Consider the following 23,462-nt stretch of genomic DNA (forward strand, 5'->3'; position numbering starts at 1 on the left):
GTCGAGTCGCACCGCGGCGTAGCCCAGCACCGATACCGCCAGCACGATCACCAGGTCACCGGCGGCCAGTGGCCGGGTGCCCAGAAGGTCGCGCAGGGGCGGGAGGTACAGCCCGGCCAGCTGGAGCGCGAACGCGCCCGCGACGGCGATCGGCAGCAGTGGATTGGCCCGGGTGCCGGGCCGGGTGCGTGAGCCGAGGGCGACGCCGAGCTGTGCCGCGCCCAGGGCCAGGAAGGCCATGCTCTGCCAGGGGCGGCCGGTGTGAGCGGCCCACACCGCGACGCCGAGTGTCACGGCGGTCAGCACCGCGGCGATGCGGACCACCCGCTGCCACAGGCCCGCCCCGAGGATGCTCTCCCTCGGAGGGCGCGGTGGGACGTCCATGGATCCGGGCGTGGCGGGCTCGCCGCCCAGGGCCACGCCGGGCAGGCCATGGGTGAGCAGGTTGATCCACAGGATCTGGGCGGGCAGCAGCGGCAGCGGAAGACCGAGGAAGGGGCCCAGCAGCATCACGGCGATCTCCGCGGCCCCGCCGGACAGGCCGTACACGAGGAAGCGGCGGATGTTGGCGTAGACGCGCCTGCCCTCCTGGACGGCGGCGACCACGGTGGTCAGGTTGTCGTCGGCGAGTACCAGGTCGGCGGCCTGACGGGCGACTTCGGTGCCCCGGAGGCCCATGGCCACCCCGATATCGGCGTGCCGCAGGGCGGGACCGTCGTTGACCCCGTCGCCTGTCATGGCCAGCACCTCGCCGCGGTCCCGCAGGCGCCGGATGATGTCCAGTTTCTGGGCGGGAGTGGCGCGGGCGTATACGGTGGCGTCCTGCCGGTGGGCGTCTGTCTCGCGGCAGTCGGCGACCAGGCCGTCGTGTTCGACGATGCCCAGTTCCACGGCGATGGCGCGGGCGGTTCCCGGATGGTCGCCGGTGATCAGCAGGGGCCGGATCCCGGCCCTGCGGCAGGCGGTCACGGCGGTGGCGGCCTCCTGCCTCGGCGGGTCGAGCATCGCCACCAGGCCGATCAGGCGCAGGCCGCGCTCCTCGGTGCCCGCAGGCGTTCCGTCGAGGTCGGCCCGCGCGACCGCCAGCACCCGGTAACCCGCGCGGGCGAGCCGGTCGGCCTCCGCGGCCGCGCGTTCGAGCAACTCCGGCGCGTCGCCGAGCAGCGGGGGATGGAGCAGCACTTCGGGGGCGCCTTTGCAGATCACCAGAGTCCGGCCGTCGGGCAGTCGGTGTGCGGTGGTCATGCGCTTGCGGTCGCTGTCGAAGGGGAGTTCGCCGACCCTCGGGAACAGGCGCTGGAGTCCGGCATGGTCCAGGCCCAGTTTGGCGGCGGCGGCCAGCAGGGCGGCCTCGGTCGGGTCGCCCAGCGCCTCCCATCTGCCCTCGGAGTCGCGGACGAGCGTGGCGTCGTTGCACAGGGCCGCCGCGGTCGCCAGGTCGGTGAAGTCGCCGGCGGCCGTGCCGGGGGAGAAGCGGACCTCGCCTTCCGGCGCGTAGCCGGAGCCGGTGAGCAGCGCTTCTCCGACGGGGGTCCACATCTCGCGGACGACCATCCGGCCCTCGGTGAGGGTGCCGGTCTTGTCCGTGGCCAGTACGGTCACCGAGCCCAGGGTCTCCACCGCGTGCAGGCGGCGCACCAGCGCCGACCGCGTGGTCATCCGCCGGGCGCCCAGCGCGAGGCTCAGTGTGACCACGGCCGGCAGGGATTCGGGTACGGCGGCGACGACGAGGCTGATCGCGGTCACCACCATCAGCTCCACCGGCTGCCCGCGCAGCAGGCCCAGGGCCAGCACCAGCGCGCACAGCGCCACCGCGACCCCGGCCAGCACGCGTCCGACGCCTGCCAGCCGGCGTTGGAGCGGCGTCAGCGCCGCCTTCTCGCCCATCATCGAGGCGATGCGGCCGACGGCGCTCGCGGCACCGATCGCCGTGACCTCGGCCTGGCCCCGCCCCCGCACCACCATGGTCCCGGCGGACAGACGCTCACCGTCCCCCTTGTCGATCGACACGGACTCCCCGGTCAGCGCCGACTCGTCCACCAGCAGCCCGGCCGACTCCACCACCACGGCGTCGGCGGGGATCACATCTCCCTCGGCCAGCACCAGCAGATCGCCCCGCACCACCTCGGCCGCCGGGACCGGCGTCTGGGCGCCGTCTCTGACCACCCGGGCGGATGGGGCGGTGAGCCGCGAGAGGGCGGTGATGGCCCGGTCGGCGCGTACTTCCTGCACCACCCCGACGGTGGTGTTGACCGCGATCACCAGCAGGATCACGCTCATGTCGGCCCAGTCCCGGGTGGCGGCGGTCAAGGCGGCGGCCACAAGCAGGACGAGGATCAGCGGGTCCTTCATCTGCCCGGCGATCCGCCGCCACAAGGGTGTCGGGGGCCGCTGCGGCGGCAGGTTGGGGCCGTCCCGCTTCAGCAGGACCGCCGCCTCACGGGTGGAGAGCCCGTGGTATTCGAAACCTCGTGTCTTCATCGTCGCGTGCGTACGACGGCGACGGGGCAGGGGGCGACGTGCAGCAGGGCCTGGCTGACCGACCCCAGGACCATCCCGGCCAGGGCGGCGTGCCCGCGTGATCCGACCACCAGGAGTTCGGCCTGGGCGGCGGCCTGGCGCAGGACGTCGACCGGGTGCCCTTCGACGACCTCCATCGACACTCGGACGTCCGGAAAGAGTTCGCGACGACCGGCCATGGCCTCCGCCAGGGCCCGCCTGCCGTCTTCCGGTTCGTCGCCGAGGGTGCCGGCACCGAGGACGTCCCGCCAGTTCCAGGCCAGGACGGCACGCAGGGCGGCGTCGCGCGCGGCGGCTTCCCGGAAGGCGAAGTCGAGCACGTCACCCTGAGCGGCCGACCCGTCGACGCCGACGACGACCTCCGCCTGTGGCGCGGTCGCCGGGGGCCGCACCACCACCACGTCGCAGTGGGCGTGACCGGCCACGCCCAGGGCGACGGATCCGATCAGGAGGCCCCGCAGGGAACCCATGCCGGAATCGCCGACGACGAGGAGGTCGGCCTCCCTCGAGATCTCGATGAGCTCGTGCCGGGGATCACCACTCAGCAGGGAGGTCTCGACGGCCGCCTTCTCCGCCGCGCGCCGGGCGGCGGCCGCCGCCTCGGCCAGGGCGGCCTCGCCGCCGTTGCGCATCCATGCGCCGACCTCGGCGATCGTGCCGGTCAGGTCACTCAGCAGGCACCACGCGGGGACGACGTTCACGACATTCAGCGGAAGGCCGCGAAGCACCGCCTCCCCGGCGGCCCACTCGGCCGCGAGCACTCCGGGACGCATTCCGTCCACTCCGACGACGATCATGGTGTTCTCCTTCTGCCGCCGTAGCGGCCTCTCAACGGGACCAGGTCCAGTCGCGGACTTCCGGGAGGTCCTCGCCGTGTTCGCGCGTGTACGCGCGGGCGCGCAGCCGGGCGTCGTTCATCCGCTGGCGCAGGTGCGCCTGTGTGGCGCCCAGGCCGGGGACGCGGTCGATGACGTCCATGACCAGGTGGTAGCGGTCGATGTCGTTGAGCATGGCCATGTCGAAGGGGGTGGTCGTGGTGCCCTCCTCCTTGTAGCCGCGCACGTGGATGTTGGGGTGGCCGGTCCGGCGGTAGGTGAGGCGGTGGATCAGCCAGGGGTAGCCGTGGAAGTTGAAGATGACCGGCTTGTCGGTGGTGAACAGGGCGTCGAACTCGGCGTCGGGCAGTCCGTGCGGGTGTTCGGTCGACGGCTGGAGGCGCATCAGGTCGACCACGTTGACGACGCGGACCCGCAGGCTCGGCAGGTGTTCGCGCAGCAGCGCGGCGGCGGCGAGGGTCTCCAGTGTCGGGACGTCGCCCGCGCAGGCCAGCACCACGTCGGGCTCCTCGCCGGCGTCGGTGGAGGCCCAGTCGATGATGCCGAGGCCGCGGCTGCAGTGGGTGATCGCCTCGCCGGGGCCGAACAGGTCCAAGACGGGCTGTTTCCCGGCGACGATCACGTTGACGTAGTCGCGTGAGCGGAGGCAGTGGTCGGCGACCGACAGCAGGGTGTTGGCGTCCGGTGGCAGGTACACGCGTACGACTTCCGCCTTCTTGTTCACGACGACGTCGAGGAATCCGGGGTCCTGGTGGCTGAAGCCGTTGTGGTCCTGCCGCCAGACGTGGGAGGACAGCAGGTAGTTGAGCGAGGCGACGGGGCGGCGCCAGGGGATCTTCCGGGTGGTGGACAACCACTTGGCGTGCTGGTTGAACATGGCGTCGATGATGTGGATGAAGGCCTCGTAGCAGTTGAACAGGCCGTGCCTGCCGGTGAGGAGGTAGCCCTCCAGCCAGCCCTGGCACAGGTGCTCCGACAGCACCTCCATGACGCGGCCGCCGCGTGCGAGGTGCTGGTCGGTGGGGAGGATCTGGGCGTTCCACGCCCGGTCGGTGGTGTCGAAGACGGCCGACAGGCGGTTGGAGTCGGTCTCGTCGGGGCCCATGATCCGGAAGTTGGCCTCGTTGGCGGCCATCACGTCCCGCAGGAATCTGCCCAGGACGCGGGTCGGCTCGGTGGTGGCCGTGCCGGGTGAGGGCACGTCCACCGCGTAGTCGCGGAAGTCGGGCAGGACAAGCGGGCGGAGCAGTTTTCCGCCGTTGGCGTGGGGGCTCGCGCTCATGCGCAGGTCGCCGGACGGCACCGTGCCGAGGATCTCCGGGACGGGACGGCCGTCGGCGCCGAACAGTTCCTCCGGGCGGTACGACCGCATCCACTGCTCCAGCATCGCGAGGTGGGCGGGGTTCTCCCGGACCGAGGCCAGCGGCACCTGGTGGGAGCGCCATGTTCCTTCGACTGGTACGCCGTCGACCTCCTTGGGGCCGGTCCACCCCTTGGGGGTACGCAGGATGATCATCGGCTGGAGTCCCGCCGCGATGTCGTCGAAGACGGCGTCCAGGGTGTCGGCCATCAGCTTGTGCATGGCCGCCGGGTCCTCGCCCTCGACGGTGTATGGACGGTAGCCGTAGCCCTCCATGAGCTTGGTCAGCTCTTCGGCGGGAATCCGGGACAGTACGGTCGGGTTGGCGATCTTGTAGCCGTTCAGGTGGAGGATCGGCAGGACGGCGCCGTCGCGCTCGGGGTCGGTGAACTTGTTCGAGTGCCAGCTCGCCGCCAGCGGCCCGGTCTCCGCCTCGCCGTCGCCGATGACACAGGCGACCACGAGGCCGGGGTTGTCGAAGGCCGCGCCGTAGGCGTGCGCGAGCGAGTAGCCGAGTTCGCCGCCCTCGTGGATGGAGCCGGGGGTCTCCGGCGCCACGTGGCTGGGGATGCCGCCCGGAAAGCTGAACTGGCGGAACAGGCGGCGCATCCCGGCGGCGTCCTGGGAGACGTCCGGGTAGGTCTCGCTGTAGGAGCCCTCCAGCCAGGCGTGCGCGACGGCGGCGGGTCCGCCGTGGCCGGGCCCGGCGATGTAGATCATGTCCTGGCCGCGTTCGGTGATGACACGGTTCAGGTGGGCGAAGATGAAGTTGAGCCCGGGGGTGGTGCCCCAGTGACCGAGCAGGCGGGGCTTGATGTGCGCAGCCGTGAGGGGCTCGGTCAGCAGGGGGTTGTCCAGCAGGTAGATCTGGCCGACCGAGAGGTAGTTGGCGGCCCGCCAGTAGGCGTCGACTTTCTCCAGCGTGTCCATGCTTCGATCGTCCTTTCTGCGCCGTGGCCATCCCAGGGACCAAGGTCCCGTAGGGAAGGGCCGTTGGAAACGCGACGACGCCCCTCCGGAGAACCGGGGGGCGTCGTCGCGATGCGTGGGCTGCTACTTGAGGATCGGGTACTTCTGGACGATGGGGAGGCGGGCCCACCAGCGGCCCAGGCCCCAGGTGTCGCCGGCCGCCGCGGCGGCCAGGCCGATGAGGACGACGGCGTAGACGATGTGGTCGTCCATGAAGGGGTTGGTCTGGAGAGGCAGTTCCGCGCCCCACATCATGACCATCATCAGGGTGCCCGCACCGGCGGCGACCCGCAGGCCGATGCCGGCGATCAGGGCGACGCCGATGCCGAGGAGACCGAGCATGAACAGCCAGTCGACCAGGGCGTGGCCGGCGAGCGCGTTGTAGAACCCGCCGAGGGGGCCTTCGGCGGCGCCCTTCAGGAAGCCGGTGGTCGGGGTGCCGCCGTTGATCCACGCCTTGGCGGCGGGGGTGGCGAAGCCGAATCCGAACAGCTTGTCGAGGAAGGCCCACAGGAAGATCCAGCCGAGGGCGATGCGGGCGACGGCCCAGACCTGGTCCGCGATGCGCGGAGCGGGGGTGGCCGCCTGGGGGGTGAGGGGGGTCGTGTGGAAGATGCGGCGTCCGTGCGTGGTGGCCATCGTCGGCCCCTTTCAGGGGATTTTCTGTCGCCTTGTGATACTTCAATGACACCGTTTTCCGGGGGCCGTGCTCAGGGCTGGAAGACTCCCCGCCGTGGTCCTCAAGACCCCTGCCTGACGGGACTTTCGTCCCTGGGCGCGGTCAGTCGCCGGCGGAACACCCAGTAGGTCCACGCCTGGTAGGCCAGCACGACCGGGGTGAAGATCGCCGCCACCCAGGTCATCACGCTCAGGGTGTACGGGGTGGAGCTCGCGTTCGTCACGGTCAGGCTGTTGGCCGGGTCGAGCGCGGGCATGACGTCGGGCCACAGGCCGCCGAACAGCGTGGCGGTGATCGCGACGATGGCGACGGTGTTCGCCGTGAACGCCCAGCCGTCACGCCGCCCGATGAGCGCCAGTGCGGCGGCGATGCCGGCCGCCGCCAGGACGGTGGTGACCCAGGTGGCTGGTTTCGGGTCGTTGAGCTGCGTGAGCAGCAGGAACAGCCCTCCTGCCAGGAAGGCGGCCAGCCCGGCCTGCCGCCCGACGCGAGCGGAGGTCTGGCGCAGTTCGCCGTTCGTGCGCAGGGTGAGGAACAGAGCCCCGTGGAAGGTGAACAGCGCGAGCGTGGTCACCCCGCCGAGCAGGGCGTAGGGGCTGAGCAGGGTGAGCAGATTCCCGGTGAACTCGTGCCGGGCGTCCAGGGGGACGCCTCGCACGATGTTGGCGAAGGCGACGCCCCACAGGAACGCGGGGGCGAGGGAGCCCCAGAAGAAGGTGCGGTCCCAGCCCCGGGTGGAATCGCTCTTGTTGCGATACTCCAGGGCGATCCCGCGGGCGATCAGGGCCAGCAGGATGAGGAACAGCGGCAGGTAGAAGCCGCTGAACAGGGTGGCGTACCACTCGGGGAACGCGGCGAACGTCGCGCCGCCCGCGACCAGCAGCCACACCTCGTTGCCGTCCCAGACAGGCCCGATCGAGGCGACGACCAGCCTGCGATCGGCCTCGTCGCGGGACACGTACGGCAGCAGCACGCCGACCCCGAAGTCGAAACCCTCCAGGACGAAGTAACCGGTCCACAGGACCGCGATCAGGATGAACCAGATGGTGGTGAGTTCCATGGGGGCCTTCTAGTAGGAGAGAGCCGGCGCGGCCGGGACGGTTTCGGTGCCGGCTTCGGGGTCGGGCCCGAGTCGGGTGAACTTGATCAGCAGCCGGATCTCGACGGCGGCGAGGACGGCGTACACGAGGGTGAACCCCACGAGAGTCAGGGCGACCGACGGCACGTCGGCGCCCGGGGAGACCGCGGCGGCGGTGCGCATCACGCCGAAGACGGTCCACGGCTGGCGGCCCATCTCGGTGAAGATCCAGCCGAGGGAGTTGGCCAGGAACGGCAGCCCGATGCCGAGCAGGGCGATCCGGGTGAACCAAGGACCGCCGGGGAAGCGCCCGCGACGCATCAGCCAGAGTCCGGCCAGGGCGAGCAGCGCGGCCAGCGCGCCGAAGCCGATCATCAGGCGGAACGACCAGTAGGCGATTCCGACGACCGGCTTGTAGTCGCCGGGGCCGTAGGTGGCCTCGTAGCGTTTCTGCACGTCGTTGATGCCTTCGACGGCGCCGTCAAGGCTGTTGGTGGCCAGCAGGCTGAGTCCGTTGGGCACCTGGACGTTGACGGAGTTGCGGCCGTTCTCGACGTCACCGATCGCGAACAACGAGAACCCGGCCGAGGTCTCGTCCTCCCAGAGGGCTTCGGCCGCCGCCATCTTCATCGGCTGCTGCTCGGTCATGATCTGGGCCTGCACGTGGCCCGACACCGCCACCCCGAGCGCGGCGACCAGACTCACCGACATGGCCAGCCTGGCGGAGGTGCGGAAGATCGCCGTGTCCCGGTCACGGGCGATCTGCCAGACGCTGATCCCGGCCATGAACGCGCCGGCCGTGGCGAACGCCCCGAAGATCACATGGGGGAAGGTGACCAGGGTCGTGGAGTTGGTGAGCACGGCGCCGATGTCGGTGAGCTCGGCCCGGCCGCTGACCGGGTTGAGCCGGTATCCCACGGGATGCTGCATCCAGGAGTTGGCGGCGAGGATGAAGTACGCCGAGATGACCGTGCCGATCGAGGCGAGCCAGATCGTCGCCAGGTGCACCCGGCGCGGCAGGCGGTCCCAGCCGAAGATCCACAGGCCGAGGAACGTCGACTCCATGAAGAAGGCGATCAGCCCCTCCATGGCCAGCGGCGCGCCGAACACGTCACCGACGAACCGCGAATAGGCGCTCCAGTTCATCCCGAACTGGAACTCCTGCACGATGCCGGTGACCACGCCCATCGCGAAGTTGATCAGAAAGAGCTTGCCCCAGAAGTGGGTCAGCCGCAGATATCCGGGTTTCCCGGTGCGGTACCAGGCGGTCTGCAGACTCGCGACCAGCACTGACAGACCGATGGTGAGCGGGATGAACAGGAAGTGGTAGACGGTTGTGATGCCGAACTGCCAGCGTGAGAGGTCGAGGACATCCATGGTGGGAGCGTGGGGGGCCGGATGTGGCCGTCCCCAGGGGACTCGGTCCTCGCACGACAGGACCTTGGTCCCTGTTGCGTTATGTCCGGTAAAAGTAAATTGGCGGCATGATTCGGGTTTTTCTTGTCGATGATCACGAGGTCGTCCGGCGCGGTGTCGCCGCGCTCCTGGACAGCGAGGACGACATCGAGGTGATCGGCGAGGCCGGCACCGCGGAGTCGGCGATCGCGCGCATCCCCGCGCTGCGCCCCGATGTCGCGGTGCTCGACATGCGGCTGCCCGACGGCAACGGCGTGGAGATCTGCCGCGAGGTGCGCAATCGGGTGCCCGGTCTGGCGTGCCTCATGCTGACTTCGTACGCCGATGACGAGGCGCTGTTCCAGGCGGTGATGGCGGGCGCGTCGGGTTATGTCCTCAAGCAGATCCACGGGTCCGACCTGGTGGGCGCCGTGCGCACGGTGGCGGCCGGGCAGTCGCTGATGGACCCGCAGACCACAGCCGCGATGCTGCACCGCCTGCGTGACGACGCCACGCGCAAGGATCCCCTGGCCGCGCTGACCGACCAGGAGCGCCGCATTCTGGAGTACATCGGTGAAGGGCTGACCAACCGCCAGATCGGCGAGCACATGTTCCTGGCCGAGAAGACGGTGAAGAACTACGTGTCCACCCTGCTCACCAAGCTCAGCATGCAGCGCCGCACCCAGGTGGCCGCCCTGGCCGCGCGCCTCCAGGCCGACCGGCACGACTGACGGCTGTCAGCCGGTCGGGACGCTCCAGCGCAGCAGCGTCCCACCGAGTGCGCCCGGACCCGCCTCGAACGTGCCGCCCAGCTGGTCGGCCCGGTCGTCCAGGTTGCGCAGCCCGCTCCTGCGGCCGTCCGGGGACAGGCCGACACCGTTGTCCTCCACCGTCAGCGTGAGGTTCCCGCCGCCGACCTCCGCCGTGACCTGGGCCCGGGTCGCCTTCGCGTGTCGGACGAGGTTCGACAGCGCCTCTCTGAGGACGGCGAGCAGGTGTTCGGCGACGGGTTCCGGGACGGCGTTGTCGAGCGGTCCCTCCAGCCGCAGTCCCGGGAGAAACCCCAGGTGCCCGCGGGTTCCCTCGACGAGATCCACGATCTGCGCGCGCAGACCCGAGCCGCCCGGCCCAAGCGGTCCCTGAAGCGCGAAGATCGTGGCCCGGATCTGGCGGATCGTGGCGTCGAGCTCGTCGATGGCGTGCTGGACGCGGGAGGCCCCCTCGGGCCGGTCGACCAGCCGGATGGTGCTCATCAGGGTCATCGCCACCGCGAACAGCCGCTGGATGACCACATCGTGCAGGTCTTTGGCGATACGGTCGCGGTCTTCCAGCAGGCCCAGACGCTCGGCGTCTCTCCTCGCTTCGGCCAGCTCAAGCGCGATGGCGGCCTGGCCGGCGAAGGAGTGCAGCATGCGCACCGTCGAGGGGGCGAACGGAACGCGCCCCGGCCGTTTGCCGAAGGCCAGCACGCCCCTGATCGATCCGGCCGCGCCCAGCGGGACGGCGGTGGCGGGACCGATCGGCAGGCTGTCGAGGGTCTCGTAGTCGGTCGCGGCCAGATCGCGGACCGTGACCGGCTCACCGGTCCGGAAGGCCTGGCCGGACAGCGACCCGTCGATGCCGATCTCGGTGCCCAGCAGGCCCTCGGCGCCTTCGGAGATCAGCACGCGCAGCGCCCGGCCGTCGTCGATGGGGAAGAGGATCGAGGCGACGTCGGCGTCCGCCATGTCCCGGACGTTCCGGGCCACCTGGCTGAGCACGTCGCCGACGTCCGCGCCGGACAGCAGGCTCGTCGTGACCTCGGAGCTGGCCTGCAACCAGATCTCCCGGCGGTGGGTCTCCCCGTAGAGGCGGGCGTTCTCGATGGCCACGCCGGCGGCCGTGGCCAGGGCGATGACGACGGCCTCGTCCTCTTCGTCGAAGTCGGCTCCGCCGCGTTTCTCGGTGAGGTAGAGGTTGCCGAAGACCTCCTCACGGAGTCTCAGGGGGACGCCGAGAAAGGAGCCCATCGGCGGGTGGCCGGGGGGAAACCCGTACGACTCGGGATGGTCGGAGATTCGGGACATCCGCAGTGGCCGGGGCTCTTTGATCAGCAGTCCGAGCAGGCCGAGACCGTGGGGCCAGTGTTCGATCCGGGCGATCTCCTCCTCGCTGAGGCCGACCGGGATGAACTCCAGCAGGGTGTTCTCCTCGCCGATCACGCCGAGGGCGCCGTAGCTGGCGTCCACCAGTTGGGTCGCGGTCTCGACGATGCGCCGGAGCACCGTCTCGAGCTGGAGGTCGCTGCCGACCAGGACGACGGCTTCCAGGAGTGTGTGGACCCGGTCGCGGGTGGCGAGCACCGCCTCCAGGCGTGATTGGAGCTCGGCGAGCAGCTCGTCCAGGCGCATGCTCGGAATCAGAGGATGCGTTCCCTCCGTGGTCATTTCCGAATTGTGGCACCAAGTGCATCGGTGGACCAAAGTCCCTGACCGCAGAGCCCTCCGGCCCTGCGGCAGGCGGGACGGCGGGCGAGAACCTGGAGGCAGAGCCCGTTAAGGAGGCTTTGCCATGATCACTCCGCTCGCCACCGATCTTGGGACACGCCGGCTCCTGATCGCAGCCGGAGAGGCGCCGTCGGTGCAGAACACCCAGCCGTGGCGGTTCCGGGTCGTGCGCCGCGAGTACGTCGAGCTGTCCGCCGACCCGGATCGCCGGCTGACGGTGGGGGACCCCCGCGCCAGGTCGCTGCACGTGAGCTGCGGTGCCGCCCTGCTCAACCTCCGGCTGGCCGTCCGGCAGACGGGTCACCACCCGCTGGTGTGGCTGATGCCCGAACCCGGCCTGCTGGCCGCCGTGCGCCTCAAGGAGACCGAGGCGCCCCTCCCCGCCGAGCGCCGTCTGTACGCCGCCATCCCCGCCCGCAGGACCAACCGCGAGCCCTACGACGATCGGGCCGTGCCCGCCGGGATCATCGGCGATATGAAGATCGCCGCCAGCCGGGAGGGCGCCTGCCTGGTCGTCCTCGACCGCACCGGGGTTCATGAGCTGCTCGAATACGCGGCCATCGCGGAGGACGAACTGGGCCGCGACGGCGACTATCAGGCGGAGCTCACCCGGTGGGCGGTGCCCGACTACGTTCGCGGCCCCGGCCCGGACGGCGACCCGCCCGTGACCCGGAACCTCGGCCGGCGGTACCGGTCGGCCACATTCGAGGCGCGTCCGCGGATCGCCGTCCTCACCACGCCCGGTGACGGGCCGGTCGACTGGCTGCGCGCCGGGCAGGCCCTCGAACGGGTGCTCCTCGTCGCCACCGCCGCCGGGCTGTCCACGTCCTTCCTGAACCAGCCGCTCGACCTGCGCGACATGCGCGGCCACACCGACCCCCGCCACCGTCGCGGGCATCCACAAATGATCATCAGGTTCGGCTTCGGCCCGCCCGTGCCGCGCGCGCCCCGCCGTCCCGTGACTGAACTGGAGATCCACCATGTCCGATGAATGCGACGTCCTGCTGCGCGACGGCGGCATCGCCCACATACGCCCGCTTGGCCCCGGCGACGTGCCGGAACTGCACGAACTGGTGGAACGCGTCTCCGAGAAATCCGCGTACCTGCGGTTCTTCACCGGAGGCCGGGCGACGGCGCACGCGTACATGGACGCGATCGCCCGGCCCGGCCATCACGGCCGTGTGCTGGTCGCCTTGGTGGCGGGACGGCTCGCCGCTGTCGCCGAGTACATCCCGGACGCGGACGGCGCCGCCGACCTCGGCGTCCTCGTGGACGACGCCCTGCACGGCACCGGCCTGGGCACGCTGCTCATCGAGCACCTGGCCCTCGCCGCCGCGGCCGAGGGGGTGACCCGCTTCGTCGCCGACGTCCTGACCGAGAACAAGGTCATGCTCGACGTGCTCTCCCACGTGGGCCTGCCGGTCGAGATCACCCGCAGTGGCCCGGACACCCGCGTGATCGCGGCGCTCACCGCGGGAAGTCGCCTGGCCGGGACCATCGCGGCCCGCGATCACGAGGCCGAACGCGCCTCGCTGCGACGGGTGCTGGAACCACGCGCCGTCGCCGTCGTCGGCGCCGGCCGCGATCCCGGCTCGGTCGGGCACAAGGTGCTGCGCAACCTGATAGACGGCGGATTCCCCGGCACGATCTACCCCGTCAACCCGCACGCCGACGAGATCGCCGGCTGGCCGGCCTACCCCTCCCTGGCCATGCTGCCCGAGCGGGTCGACGTCGTCGTGGTGGCGGTCCCCGCGAAGGCGGTCCCGGACGTGGCCCGCGACTGCGCGGCGACGGGGGTGCGCGGCCTGGTGGTCCTGTCGGCCGGGTTCGCCGAGCATGGCGGCAAGGACGCCGAACGCGAACTCCTGACGATCTGCCGCACGGCGGGGATGCGCCTGATCGGCCCCAACTGCCTGGGCATCGTCAACACCGCCGCCCACCTGAACGCCAGCTTCCTGCGCGGCACGCCGGAACCGGGCGGTGTCGCGGTGCTGTCCCAGTCGGGGGCGGTCGGCGCGGTGCTGCTCGACCGGCTGCCGATCTCCTCGTTCGTGTCGGTCGGCAACAAGGCCGACGTCAGCGGAAACGACCTGCTGGAGTACTGGGAGGACGACGAGACCACCCGCGTCATCGCGCTCTACCTGGAGTCGTTCGGCAACCCCCGCAGGTTCGCCCGGATCGCCGCCCGGGTGGGGCGGCGCAAGCCGGTCCTGCTGGTCAAGAGCGGCCGTTCGGAGGCGGGTGACCGGGCCGTGCGCTCCCACACCGCCGCCGCCGCGACGCCGGACATCGCCGTCGACGCGCTGGTCCGCGCGGCCGGGGTGATCCGCCTCGACAGCATCCGCGACATGTACGACACCGCCCGGCTCCTGGAGACCCAACCCCTGCCCGCCGGGCGGCGGGTCGCCATCGTCGGCAACTCGGGCGGCCCGGAGGCCATGACGGCCGACGTCTGCGAACGCGCCGGCCTGACCGTTCCCGCCCTCGACCCTGGCGCCGAACTGCGGCGCAGGTTCCCCTCGGCGGCCCTCGGCAACCCGGTCGACCTGGGCGCGGAGGCGTCCGCCGAGGACATCGGGCTGGGGATCGAAAGCGCTCTGGCCGACCCCGGGGTGGATGTCGTCTTGGCCGTCTACACCCCGCCCTTCGGCTCCGGCGCGCCCGCCACCAAGGAGGCCATCGCCAAGGCCGCCCGCGAAGCGCGCAAGCCGGTCATCGCCTGCATCCTGGGCGAGGACGGCCTCATCGACGGCCGGGTGCCGAGCTACGCCTACCCTGAACAGGCCGTCCAGGCACTGGCCCGGGTCGTCCATTACACCGAGTGGCGGAACTCTCCCGCGGAGGAGGTGGAGACGGGCGGCTTCGACGACCTCACCGCGCGGGCACTGCTGACGGGGCAGGCCCCCGAAGGATGGCTCGACCCCCACGCGCTCGACGGACTGCTCCGGCACTTCGGCATCCCGCTCGTCCAGACGATCAGCGTGTCCGATGCCGAGGCGGCGGCCGAGGCGTCCGCCGCCCTGGGCGGTCCGGTGGTGCTGAAGGCGGTCGGCCCCGTCCACAAGAGCGACGTCGGCGGTGTACGGGTCGGCCTGACCACTCCGGAGGAGACCAGGGCCGCCTTCGTCGCGATGCGGGAGTCGATCGGCGCTGAGATGACCGGCGCTGTCGTCCAGCCGATGGTCGAGCAGGGTACCGAGATCATCGTCGGCGGTGTCAACTATCCCGCCTTCGGCCCGCTGGTCATGGTCGGCATGGGCGGCGTCACCGCCGACCTGCTCGCCGACCGCGCCTTCCGGGTGCCGCCGTTCTCGGCGGCCACCGCCGAGGGGATGATCCGCGAGCTCCGCTCGCACCCCGTCCTGTACGGCTACCGCGGCAGGCCCCCGGCCGACGCCCAGGCGCTGGCAGAGGTCGTCAGAAGAGTGGGCCTGCTCATGGACGCCCTCCCGGAGGTCGCCGAACTCGACCTCAACCCGGTGATCGTCACCCCCGGCGGCGCGGTCGCCGTCGACGCCCGAATCAGACTGGCCCCGGCCGGACGCCCGCCCTCGCCGTTCATCCGCAGACTCCGCTGACAGGAGGAGACATGCGACCCACCGTACGAACCCTGATGACTCAGGAGGTTGTGACGGTTCATCCGGACGCGACCTTCAAGGAGGTCGCCGAGACCATCATCGGGAACGAGATCAGTGGAGTCCCGGTCGTCGGAGACGACGGCCGGGTGCTCGGCGTCATCTCCGAAGAGGACCTGCTGCGCAAGGAGCAGTTCCGCGAGCAGTACTACCGCGAGGGCTACCAGCCCCCGCTGCGCGCCCGTCTGCGTCATCGGCTGAATCACCGGCGCGACCCCGGACGCACGGCCCACGGTGACACGGCGGCCGAGTTGATGACCTCTCCGGCGGTGACCATCGGCCCGGACTTCTCGTGCGGGTACGTGGCCCGGCTCATGGAGCGCGAGGACGTCAAGCGGCTGCCCGTGGTCGACGACGCCGGTCGGCTGATCGGCGTGGTCAGCAGGCGTGACCTGATCAAGCCGTTCCTCCGCCCGGACGCCGAACTGGCGGAGGAGATCGCCGGCGACGTCCTCGGAGGACGCCTCGGCATCGACACCTCCGGCGTGCGCGTCATCGTGGAAGAAGGAATCGTCCGCCTCGGCGGATCGACGCGCCGCAGGAGCGAGGGCGCCCTCGTCGCGCGTGTCATCGAACGCGTCAACGGCGTCGTCGACGTCGTCAACGAGATGACGTGGACACAGGACGACGGGGTCACCTGGTCCGGCCTCTGAACAAGCGCGAAAGGCCGGCCCGGCGAGTGGATCGCCGGGCCGGCCTTTCGTTCCGTGTTCAGAGCAGAGGGGGGAAGACGGCTTCCGGAGCGGAGCCGCGCACCGTGATCTCGCCCACCGCGACGTCGATCACGCCGTCGATCTCCCGGATCTCCCTGAGAAGCCTGCGGAGCTCCAGGTCCCCGATCTCTCCGGCGACGGTGACCATCCCTTTGTCGACATCGCAGGTGATCGTCTCGGGATTCGCGGCGGCCGCGTGGACGGCGGCCGTGACGTCGGCCTCCAGCTCGGCCGCTGGACGGAGGAACACCCGCAGCAGGTCGAACTGGTGGACGGTGCCGCAGACCCGCCCGGTGACCGGGTCGATCACCGGAAGCTGCTTCACACGGTGCTCGTGCATCAGCCGCGCGGCGGACTTCACCGACGTCCCCGGCGTCACGACGATCGCGGGCGAGGTCATCAGCTCGGCCGCCCGCACCGCCCGCTCCTTGCGCTGCCGCGCCCGGTTGCCCGGGCCGAACGAGGCGAACGTGCGCCGGGGGACGATCTCCCGCAGCAGCAGGTCGTCCTCCGACACGACTCCGACGGGGCGGCGGTCGGCGTCGACGACGGCGACGGCGCCGACCTTGAACCGCTGCATGGCGGACAGGATCTCGGCGAAGTCCGCCTCCATCTCCACGGCGATCGCCACGCGGCCCATGACGTCTTTGACCTCAACGGACATGATTCTCTGCCCCCTCCACAGGTGCGTCGGGCCGGACGACGGCGACCGGGCACTCGGCGTGGTGCAGGACGGCCCGGCTGACCGAGCCCATCAGCGCCGAGGCGACCGCGCTCCGGCCGTGCGAGCCCACGACGAGCAGGTCGGCGCCCGCGGAGGCGTCCACCAGGGCCGCGACGGGATGGCTCAGGCGCACGTCCTCGATGACCTTGATCTCCGGGTACCGCTCCCGCCAGGGATCGAGGATCCCCGCGACCACGGCGTGCTGCGCGGTGCCGATCTCCTCCAGGTCGTAGATGATGCCGGGCGCGTACGCGTGCACCGGCTCCATCCAGGCGCGCACCGCCCGCAGGGTGCTGTAACGCGACCGGGCCTGCTCGAACGCGTAGGCCAGCGCGGGCTGCGCGGCGGGGGAGTCGTCCACGCCGACGACGATCTCGCCGGTGGGCAGTCCCGGAAGGTGGCGGACCACCACCACGGGACCGGGCACGTGCCCGGCGACGTGCGAGCTCACCGACCCGACGACCGCGCCCGCGAAGCCGCCCATGCCCCGGGTGCCGACGACCAGCTCAGCCGCCTGGGCGGCGGCCCGGCGCAGGACGTCCGCCGGCCGGCCCTCGATCTGCTCGGTGACGACGGTGATCCCGGGCTGTCTGGCCTTGGCGGCCCTCTCGGCCTCTTGGAGGACGCGGACCGCGCCCCGGGACAGCGCGTCCTCCAGGTGGGGGTTGGGGAATTTGGGGATCTCGTGCGGGGACCGCTCGACGGCGAAGACGACGCGCAACGGCAGGCCGGTCCGGGCCGCGTCGTCCGCGGCCCACTCGATGGCGGCGACGGTGGCCGGGGAACCGTCCACACCGACGACGATGGCTTCTTTCATGGCTCCTCCTGGGGTCACCTCCATGACACTCCGCCCGGACTCGCCTCCCCAGGGACGAAGGTCCCTGCCGAGGGAGGCGAAAGCACCGGACCTGGTCATCGCCGTCATTCGGCGGCGATGCGGCCGGCCGTCTCGGCCAGGCGGCTGGCGTAGCCCCACTCGTTGTCGTACCAGCCGAACACCTTCACCAGGTCGCCGTCGACCTGGGTGAGCGGAGCGTCGAACACGCAGGACGCCGGGTCGCCGATCACGTCGCTGGAGACCAGCGGAGCGGTGCTGTAGCGGAGCACACCCGCGAGAGGGCCCTCTCCGGCCTGGGCGAAGGCGTGGTTGACCTCCTCGACGGTCGTCCGGCGGGACACGACGGCCGACAGGTCCGTGAGGGAACCGTCGGTGACGGGGACCCGGAGGGCGACGCCGTCCAGGCGTCCGGACAGCGCGGGCAGGACCTCGCCGACCATGCGGGCGGCGCCGGTCGTGGTGGGGATGATGTTGACGGCGGCCGAACGGGCGCGGCGCGGGTCCTTGTGGGGCGCGTCGAGCAGGCGCTGGTCGCCGGTGTAAGCGTGGACGGTGGTCATGAAGCCCTTGACGAGCCCGAACGTGTCGTCGAGCACCTTCACCATCGGCGCCACGCAGTTGGTGGTGCAGGACGCCATGGAGATGATCCGGTGTGTGGCCGGGTCGTAGGCGGCGTCGTTGACACCGGGCACGATCGTGACGTCCATGCCCTTGCCGGGTGCGCTCACCAGGACCTTCCGCGCGCCGTTCTTCAGGTGCGTCTCCACGTCGGCGCGGGCGCGGAACCGGCCGGTCGCCTCGATGACCAGGTCCACGCCGTAGTCGCGCCAGTCGATGCCGGAGGGGTGGTGGTGGCCGGTCACCGGTATGCGCACGCCGCCGACCACGAGGCCGCCGGGGGTGGAGGTCACCGGTCGGTCGTAGGTGCCGTGGGTGGAGTCGTGCTTGAGCAGGTGGGCCAGCGCCTCGGGGTCGGCGAGGTCGTTGATCGCCACGATGTCCAGGCCCCGGTCCACACCCGCTCTTAGCACGGCCCGGCCGATCCGCCCGAATCCGTTGATGCCGATCCTCGTCATGGTCTTCTCCTTCGTTTCGTCGAGTCGAGCCGATCGTCCGGCTGTGGTCCCGGCCGACGTAGAGGCGAAGACCGTGGGATCGAGGTGACTTTGGTCCTGGTCAGGCGTGACCTCCGGGTCGTGATCGGTGGCCGGCCACGCGCGAGAGTGAGAGGTGCCGATCGATCTGAGGGGGTACGTGATGACGCTCACCGAGGCCTGGAGAGGGTTCCGAGGCACGACGTGGCGCACGGTCGTCGATGTCCGCGCGTTCATCCAGGCCAACTACACGCCGTACACCGGAGACGAGGGATTCCTCGCCGGGCCCACCCCCCGGACGAAGACCGTGTGGGGCACGGTCGCCGGGATGCTCCCCGAGGAGCGGCGGCGAGGGATCTACGACGTCGACGTCGCCACGCCCTCGTCGATCACCGCACACGCTCCCGGCTACATCGACCGGGACAACGAGCTGATCGTGGGACTGCAGACCGACGCGCCGCTCAAGCGGGCGATCATGCCCCAGGGCGGGCTGCGCATGGTCGAGAACGGCCTGGCCGCCTACGGCTACGAACTCGACCCGAAGGTGAGGGAGATCTTCACCAAATACCGGAAGACCCACAACGACGGCGTCTTCGACGCCTACACCCCCGAGATCCGGGCCGCCCGCCGGGCCGGCCTGATCACCGGCCTGCCCGACGCCTACGGCAGAGGCCGCATCATCGGCGACTACCGCCGCGTCGCCCTGTACGGGGTCGACCGGCTCATCGAGGCGAAGAAGGCCGAACTCGGCGCGCTGGACGACGTGTTCTCCACCGGTGATGTGATCCGCGACCGGGAGGAGCTGAACGAACAGATCCGCGCTTTGCATGAGCTGCGCGCGATGGCCGCCTCCTACGGCCACGACATCTCCGGTCCGGCCACGACCGCCAGTGAGGCGGTGCAGTGGCTCTACTTCGCCTACCTGGCGGCGGTCAAGGAGCAGAACGGCGCCGCCATGTCGCTCGGCCGCACCTCGACGTTCCTGGACGTCTACCTCGAACGCGACCTGGCCGAAGGCCGGATCACCGAGGAACGCGCGCAGGAGCTGGTCGACGACTTCGTGATCAAACTGCGGACCGTCCGGTTCCTCCGCACCCCCGAATACGACCAGCTCTTCTCCGGCGACCCGACCTGGGTGACGGAGTCGATCGGCGGCATCGGCGACGACGGCCGCCCCCTGGTGACCCGCACGAGCTTCCGTTACCTGCAGACGCTGCGCAACCTCGGCCCCGCGCCGGAGCCCAACCTGACGGTGTTCTGGTCGCCTCGCCTCCCGGAGCCGTTCAAGCGCTTCTGCGCGGCCCTCTCGATCGAGACGAGCTCGATCCAGTACGAGAGCGACGAGCTCATGCGCCCAATCTTCGGCGACGACACGGCCATCGCCTGCTGCGTCTCCGCGGCCCCCGTGGGACACCAGATGCAGTTCTTCGGCGCCCGGGTCAACCTCGCCAAGACCCTCCTGTACGCCGTCAACGGGGGTCGCGACGAGATGACCGGCGACCAGATCGCTCCACCGACGCCCCCGCTGACCGGGGATCACCTGTCCTACGACGAACTCGCCCCGGCCTTCGACCACATGATGGACTGGCTGGCCCGCACGTACGTGAACGCGCTCAACGTCATCCACTACATGCACGACAAGTACGCCTACGAGCGCGTCGAGATGGCCCTGCACGACCACCCGATCAAGCGCACTTTGGCGTGCGGCATCGCCGGCTTGTCGGTCGCCGCCGACAGCCTCTCGGCCGTCAAGTACGCGCGCGTGCGGGTGATCCGCGACGCATCCGGCCTGGCCGTCGACTACGAGGTCGAGGGCGATTACCCGGCCTTCGGCAACAACGACGACCGGGTCGACGCCATCGCCGTCGACCTGGTGCACTCGTTCATGGAGAAGGTCCGCAGGCACCCGGCGTACCGGGGAGCGGAACACACCCAGTCGGTGCTCACCATCACCTCCAACGTCGTGTACGGGAAGCACACCGGCAACACCCCCGACGGCCGCCGGGCGGGCCTGCCGTTCGCACCCGGCGCCAACCCGATGAACGGCCGCGACCGGCACGGCATGATCGCCTCGGCCCTGTCGGTGGCCAAACTGCCCTACGCCGACGCCCAGGACGGCATCTCGCTGACCAACACGGTGACGCCCGAAGGTCTGGGCCGTGCCGAGGAGGAACGCGTCACTAACCTGGCCGGTGTGCTCGACGGGTACATGGACGCCGGCGGCTTCCACATGAACGTCAACGTGCTCACCCGCGCCACGCTGCTCGACGCGATGGAACACCCCGAGAAGTACCCGCAGCTCACCATCCGCGTGAGCGGCTACGCGGTGAACTTCGTCCGGCTCACCAGGGAGCAGCAGCAGGACGTGGTCGACCGCACCTTCCACGGGACGCTGTGATGGAGGGGGCCGGGGTCATCAGCTCCTGGGACCTGTCGGTCGGCGTCGACGGCCCCGGCACCCGGTTCGTCGTCTTCACCTGCGGCTGCCCGCTGCGCTGCCTCTACTGCCAGAACCCCGAGACATGGCGTCTGCGCGACGGCCGCCGCGTCACCGTGGACGAGGTGATGGCCGAGGCGGCGAAGTACCGCCGCTTCATCGACGTCGCGGGCGGCGGCGTCACGATCAGCGGCGGGGAACCGCTGCTCCAGCCGCGGTTCACGGGCGAACTTCTGCGCCGGAGCCGTGCTCTCGGCCTGCACACCGCCCTGGACACCTCGGGGTATCTCGGCGACCGGGCCACCGACGAACTGCTGGCCGACACCGACCTGGTCCTGCTCGACATCAAGTCGGCCGACCCGGTGGGCTACCGCGCCCTCACGGGGGTGGACCTCGCCCCGACGTTGCGCTTCGCCCGCCGCCTCTCGAATCTGGGCCGGCCGACGTGGATCCGCTTCGTCCTCGTCCCCGGCCTGACCGACAGGGTCCGTGACGTGGACACCCTGGCGGCCTTCGTGTCGACACTGCGGAACGTGGAGCGGGTCGACGTCCTGCCGTTCCACCGCATGGCCATGGGGAAGTACCGCGAGCTGGGCCTTGAGTTCCCGCTCGCCGACGTGAGCCCTCCAGGTCCGGAACTGCTCGACCGGGTCCGGCAGCAGTTCCGGAACATGGGCCTCACCTGTTCTTGAGTTCCGCGCGGTCGCGGATTCCGTGCAGCATCCTGCTCTCCATGAACAGGCTCGCCGGGGTCATCACGACGTCGTAGAAGACCTTCGCCGCCCCGCACACGTCAATGCGGTTGCGGCTGATCAGCCGGGTGACGCCGTCCTTCTCCCGCAGCAGGAACGACCAGACCCACCTGCCGTCCTCGGACCGGAACACCAGCGTGCTCTCCGGCTCCAGGACGGCCACCCGCATGCGCGGTCCGGACGCGCCGAAGGGCAGGACGTCGTCCACCTTGAGGTTCTGGAAGGCCGGGAGTATCTCGTCTGCGCTGTGCATGTCGAGCCCGAAGAGGTTCTCGATCCAGTCGTAGGTGTAGGCCCCACCGCGGCCGCTGCCCATCTGGACGAGCCATGGCCAGACCGCACTCGCGGGCGCGTCGATCGAGACGGCCCGGGTCGTCGTCACACCGGGTTCGGGGATCAGTCCGTCGCCCGGCATGGGGCCCTCGATCTCGTTCTCCTCGGCTCCCCAGTTCCGGCACCAGCGGTTCAGAACGGGCTGGAGGACCAGGGCCGTCCCCGCGATGCCGAGGATGATCGTTTTCTTGCGCATGCCGCCTCCTTGGTCGATCACCTCCACTGTCCGCTCGTCCGGGCTCTCCGCGGAGGGCTCAAGGTCACCGCCGGGCGGGACCTAAGCCTCTCCATCCGCTGGTGGGACACGTGCAGGGTGAAACGGAGAGATCACAGAGGAGGAGCCATGCAGGCAGCGAGCGTCATCGCCTTCGACAAGCCGATCGTGGTCACGGAGGCGCCGGTCCCGGAGCCGGGGCCCGCGCCGACCTCGCGGAGGTGTTCGCGCTGCACGCGGCCGGACGCACCGAGGTCGTGTGCGAGACCCGCCCGCTCGACGAGATCAACGAGGCCGTGGAGGACGTGCTGTCAGGCCGCGTGGGCGCGCGCCTGGTGTTCACGTTCTGAGCGCGCGACCAGCCTGACGAACGCCAGCCCGGTGAGCGCCGCCACGGTCGCGGCCATGGCGGCGCCTCCGAGCAGCCCGATCAGGGCGATGAGCCAGACCGGCTGGCCCTCCTGCCAGAGCGGAGTCGCCACGGCGGCGAACACGCCGAGCGCCACCGCCCACGCCCCGGCGGTGGCCGCGATCCACCACGCCGATCCCGGCAGCCGGACGGCGAGCACCCGCCACTGGAGCACACCCATAGCGCACAACCCCACGACGCCGAGCGCGACCGCGAGCACACCACTGACCTGATCACCGACCACGACGGGCACCACCCCCGCGGCCCAGGCCGTCGCCGCTCCGCACGAGGTCGCGCCGGCCCACGCCAGGGTCGGCACCCAGCTCAGCACGCTCCGCAGGGCGCAGGCCTGGACGAAGCCGAGAACCAGCCCCTCCACCGCCCCCGCCGTGATGAGCGCCAGCGCCTGGAGCAGCGGCGACTCCGACCCGGCCACGAGCGCGGCCACCACGGCGGGGACGGCGAAGCCGGCCAGTTCGCCTGCGGTCACCGCACGGAACCACCGCCACCATGCGCTGGTCGGCGCGGCTTGAGGGTCGGCAGGGCCGACGACCATGGAGATCGCCACCCCGTCGTCCAACGACCGCACCACCGGCTGCCCGAGCTCGGTCAGCGCCGCGCGGACGGCGGCTGGGCCGGTGGTGGCCGACCCGTAGGCAGGATGCGCCCGGCCGCGCAGGACCACGGTCAGCGCCGCTCCGCCTTCGAGATTGCGCCACCAGGTGCGGCCACGTCGGCTGACGACCGTGAGGACGTCGCCGTCCTCGGCGTACCGGACCGGGATCGCGAAGACGCGGCCGGAGCGCCGCCCAGTGATCACCAGCAGGACGACGAAACGAGACAACAGGTCGTGCAGCGGGGACATCAGTATCCATCGCACCACCGCGTTGACGACGCGCATGGGACCTCCTTCATCGGCCCTTCCACCGTCCAGGACGGCGGTCGTCCGGGCACGGGCCGAAGGTCCCCCCGCCTGGTGCCTTTGTGCTC

19 protein-coding genes are annotated in these 23,462 nt (G+C 70.8%); 7 read left to right on the top strand and 12 right to left on the bottom strand.

Annotation, left to right across the window (positions count from 1 at the left end):
- From QSK34_RS37070 to QSK34_RS37095, 6 genes are all read right to left on the bottom strand, one after another.
- On the bottom strand, positions 1-2,481 hold a 2,481-nt coding region (locus QSK34_RS37070), incomplete at its 3' end, for a cation-translocating P-type ATPase (protein WP_285591458.1).
- The gene (locus QSK34_RS37075) at positions 2,478-3,317 is read right to left on the bottom strand and encodes a universal stress protein (RefSeq protein WP_285591459.1); all 840 of its coding nucleotides are present in this window, start codon (positions 3,315-3,317) and stop codon (positions 2,478-2,480) included. The genes QSK34_RS37070 and QSK34_RS37075, both read right to left, overlap by 4 nt.
- 31 nt (positions 3,318-3,348) lie before the next feature.
- Positions 3,349-5,646: a phosphoketolase family protein gene (locus QSK34_RS37080; protein ID WP_285591460.1), complete on the bottom strand. Its 2,298-nt coding sequence runs from the start codon at positions 5,644-5,646 to the stop codon at positions 3,349-3,351.
- A gap of 123 nt (positions 5,647-5,769) precedes the next feature.
- Complete coding sequence (locus tag QSK34_RS37085) at positions 5,770-6,324, bottom strand: DoxX family membrane protein (protein ID WP_285591461.1); 555 nt, start codon at positions 6,322-6,324, stop codon at positions 5,770-5,772.
- Between the two features lie 101 nt (positions 6,325-6,425).
- Complete coding sequence (gene cydB, locus QSK34_RS37090) at positions 6,426-7,424, bottom strand: cytochrome d ubiquinol oxidase subunit II (RefSeq protein ID WP_285591462.1); 999 nt, start codon at positions 7,422-7,424, stop codon at positions 6,426-6,428.
- Positions 7,425-7,433: 9 nt separating this feature from the next.
- Positions 7,434-8,819 (bottom strand): cytochrome ubiquinol oxidase subunit I, encoded by a 1,386-nt coding sequence (locus QSK34_RS37095; RefSeq protein ID WP_285591463.1) that lies wholly within the window; start codon positions 8,817-8,819, stop codon positions 7,434-7,436.
- Positions 8,820-8,926: 107 nt separating this feature from the next.
- Here QSK34_RS37095 and QSK34_RS37100 point away from each other — a divergent pair, with 107 nt between their 5' ends.
- On the top strand, positions 8,927-9,568 hold the full coding sequence (locus QSK34_RS37100; RefSeq protein WP_285591464.1) for a response regulator transcription factor: 642 nt from the start codon (positions 8,927-8,929) through the stop codon (positions 9,566-9,568).
- A 6-nt stretch (positions 9,569-9,574) separates the two neighbouring features.
- Here QSK34_RS37100 and QSK34_RS37105 read toward each other — a convergent pair whose 3' ends face one another.
- Entirely contained in the window at positions 9,575-11,227 is a 1,653-nt protein-coding gene (locus QSK34_RS37105; protein WP_285591465.1) for a sensor histidine kinase, read from the bottom strand.
- 160 nt (positions 11,228-11,387) lie between these two features.
- Here QSK34_RS37105 and QSK34_RS37110 point away from each other — a divergent pair, with 160 nt between their 5' ends.
- From QSK34_RS37110 to QSK34_RS37120, 3 genes are read left to right on the top strand one after another with little or no spacing between them, the layout of a single operon-like run.
- Positions 11,388-12,314: an Acg family FMN-binding oxidoreductase gene (locus QSK34_RS37110; RefSeq protein WP_285591466.1), complete on the top strand. Its 927-nt coding sequence runs from the start codon at positions 11,388-11,390 to the stop codon at positions 12,312-12,314.
- Positions 12,304-14,901, top strand: a complete 2,598-nt coding sequence (locus QSK34_RS37115; protein ID WP_285591467.1) for a bifunctional acetate--CoA ligase family protein/GNAT family N-acetyltransferase — start codon at positions 12,304-12,306, stop codon at positions 14,899-14,901. The genes QSK34_RS37110 and QSK34_RS37115 overlap by 11 nt, the downstream gene beginning before the upstream one ends.
- Before the next feature lie 35 nt (positions 14,902-14,936).
- Positions 14,937-15,611, top strand: a complete 675-nt coding sequence (locus QSK34_RS37120) for a CBS domain-containing protein (protein WP_285591468.1) — start codon at positions 14,937-14,939, stop codon at positions 15,609-15,611.
- A 58-nt stretch (positions 15,612-15,669) separates the two neighbouring features.
- Here the strand turns inward: QSK34_RS37120 and QSK34_RS37125 are convergent, their stop codons facing one another.
- The 3 genes from QSK34_RS37125 to gap form a co-directional block, all read right to left on the bottom strand.
- Complete coding sequence (locus tag QSK34_RS37125) at positions 15,670-16,335, bottom strand: CBS domain-containing protein (protein WP_161483004.1); 666 nt, start codon at positions 16,333-16,335, stop codon at positions 15,670-15,672.
- The gene (locus QSK34_RS37130) at positions 16,325-17,212 is read right to left on the bottom strand and encodes a universal stress protein (protein WP_285591469.1); all 888 of its coding nucleotides are present in this window, start codon (positions 17,210-17,212) and stop codon (positions 16,325-16,327) included. The genes QSK34_RS37125 and QSK34_RS37130 overlap by 11 nt, the downstream gene beginning before the upstream one ends.
- Positions 17,213-17,316: 104 nt before the next feature.
- Positions 17,317-18,309, bottom strand: a complete 993-nt coding sequence (gap, locus tag QSK34_RS37135) for a type I glyceraldehyde-3-phosphate dehydrogenase (RefSeq protein WP_285591470.1) — start codon at positions 18,307-18,309, stop codon at positions 17,317-17,319.
- Between the two features lie 181 nt (positions 18,310-18,490).
- Between gap and pflB the strand changes: the two genes are divergently transcribed.
- Both pflB and pflA read left to right on the top strand, forming a co-directional pair.
- Positions 18,491-20,725 carry a formate C-acetyltransferase gene (gene pflB, locus QSK34_RS37140; protein WP_285591471.1) on the top strand — a complete coding sequence of 745 codons (2,235 nt, stop codon included), beginning with the start codon at positions 18,491-18,493 and terminating at the stop codon, positions 20,723-20,725.
- Positions 20,725-21,456, top strand: a complete 732-nt coding sequence (pflA, locus tag QSK34_RS37145) for a pyruvate formate-lyase-activating protein (RefSeq protein WP_285591472.1) — start codon at positions 20,725-20,727, stop codon at positions 21,454-21,456. The genes pflB and pflA overlap by 1 nt, the downstream gene beginning before the upstream one ends.
- On the opposite strand, the gene QSK34_RS37150 is transcribed toward pflA, so the two are convergent.
- Positions 21,443-22,045: a hypothetical protein gene (locus QSK34_RS37150; RefSeq protein WP_285591473.1), complete on the bottom strand. Its 603-nt coding sequence runs from the start codon at positions 22,043-22,045 to the stop codon at positions 21,443-21,445. The two genes, pflA and QSK34_RS37150, sit on opposite strands and share 14 nt — an antisense overlap.
- A gap of 239 nt (positions 22,046-22,284) precedes the next feature.
- Between QSK34_RS37150 and QSK34_RS37155 the strand changes: the two genes are divergently transcribed.
- Complete coding sequence (locus tag QSK34_RS37155; RefSeq protein WP_285591474.1) at positions 22,285-22,413, top strand: hypothetical protein; 129 nt, start codon at positions 22,285-22,287, stop codon at positions 22,411-22,413.
- On the opposite strand, the gene QSK34_RS37160 is transcribed toward QSK34_RS37155, so the two are convergent.
- The gene (locus tag QSK34_RS37160) at positions 22,375-23,373 is read right to left on the bottom strand and encodes a nitroreductase/quinone reductase family protein (protein ID WP_285591475.1); all 999 of its coding nucleotides are present in this window, start codon (positions 23,371-23,373) and stop codon (positions 22,375-22,377) included. The genes QSK34_RS37155 and QSK34_RS37160 overlap by 39 nt on opposite strands.
- Between the last annotated feature and the right edge of the window lie 89 nt (positions 23,374-23,462).

This window comes from Herbidospora sp. NBRC 101105 (assembly GCF_030269205.1).
GTDB lineage: Bacteria > Actinomycetota > Actinomycetes > Streptosporangiales > Streptosporangiaceae > Herbidospora > Herbidospora solisilvae.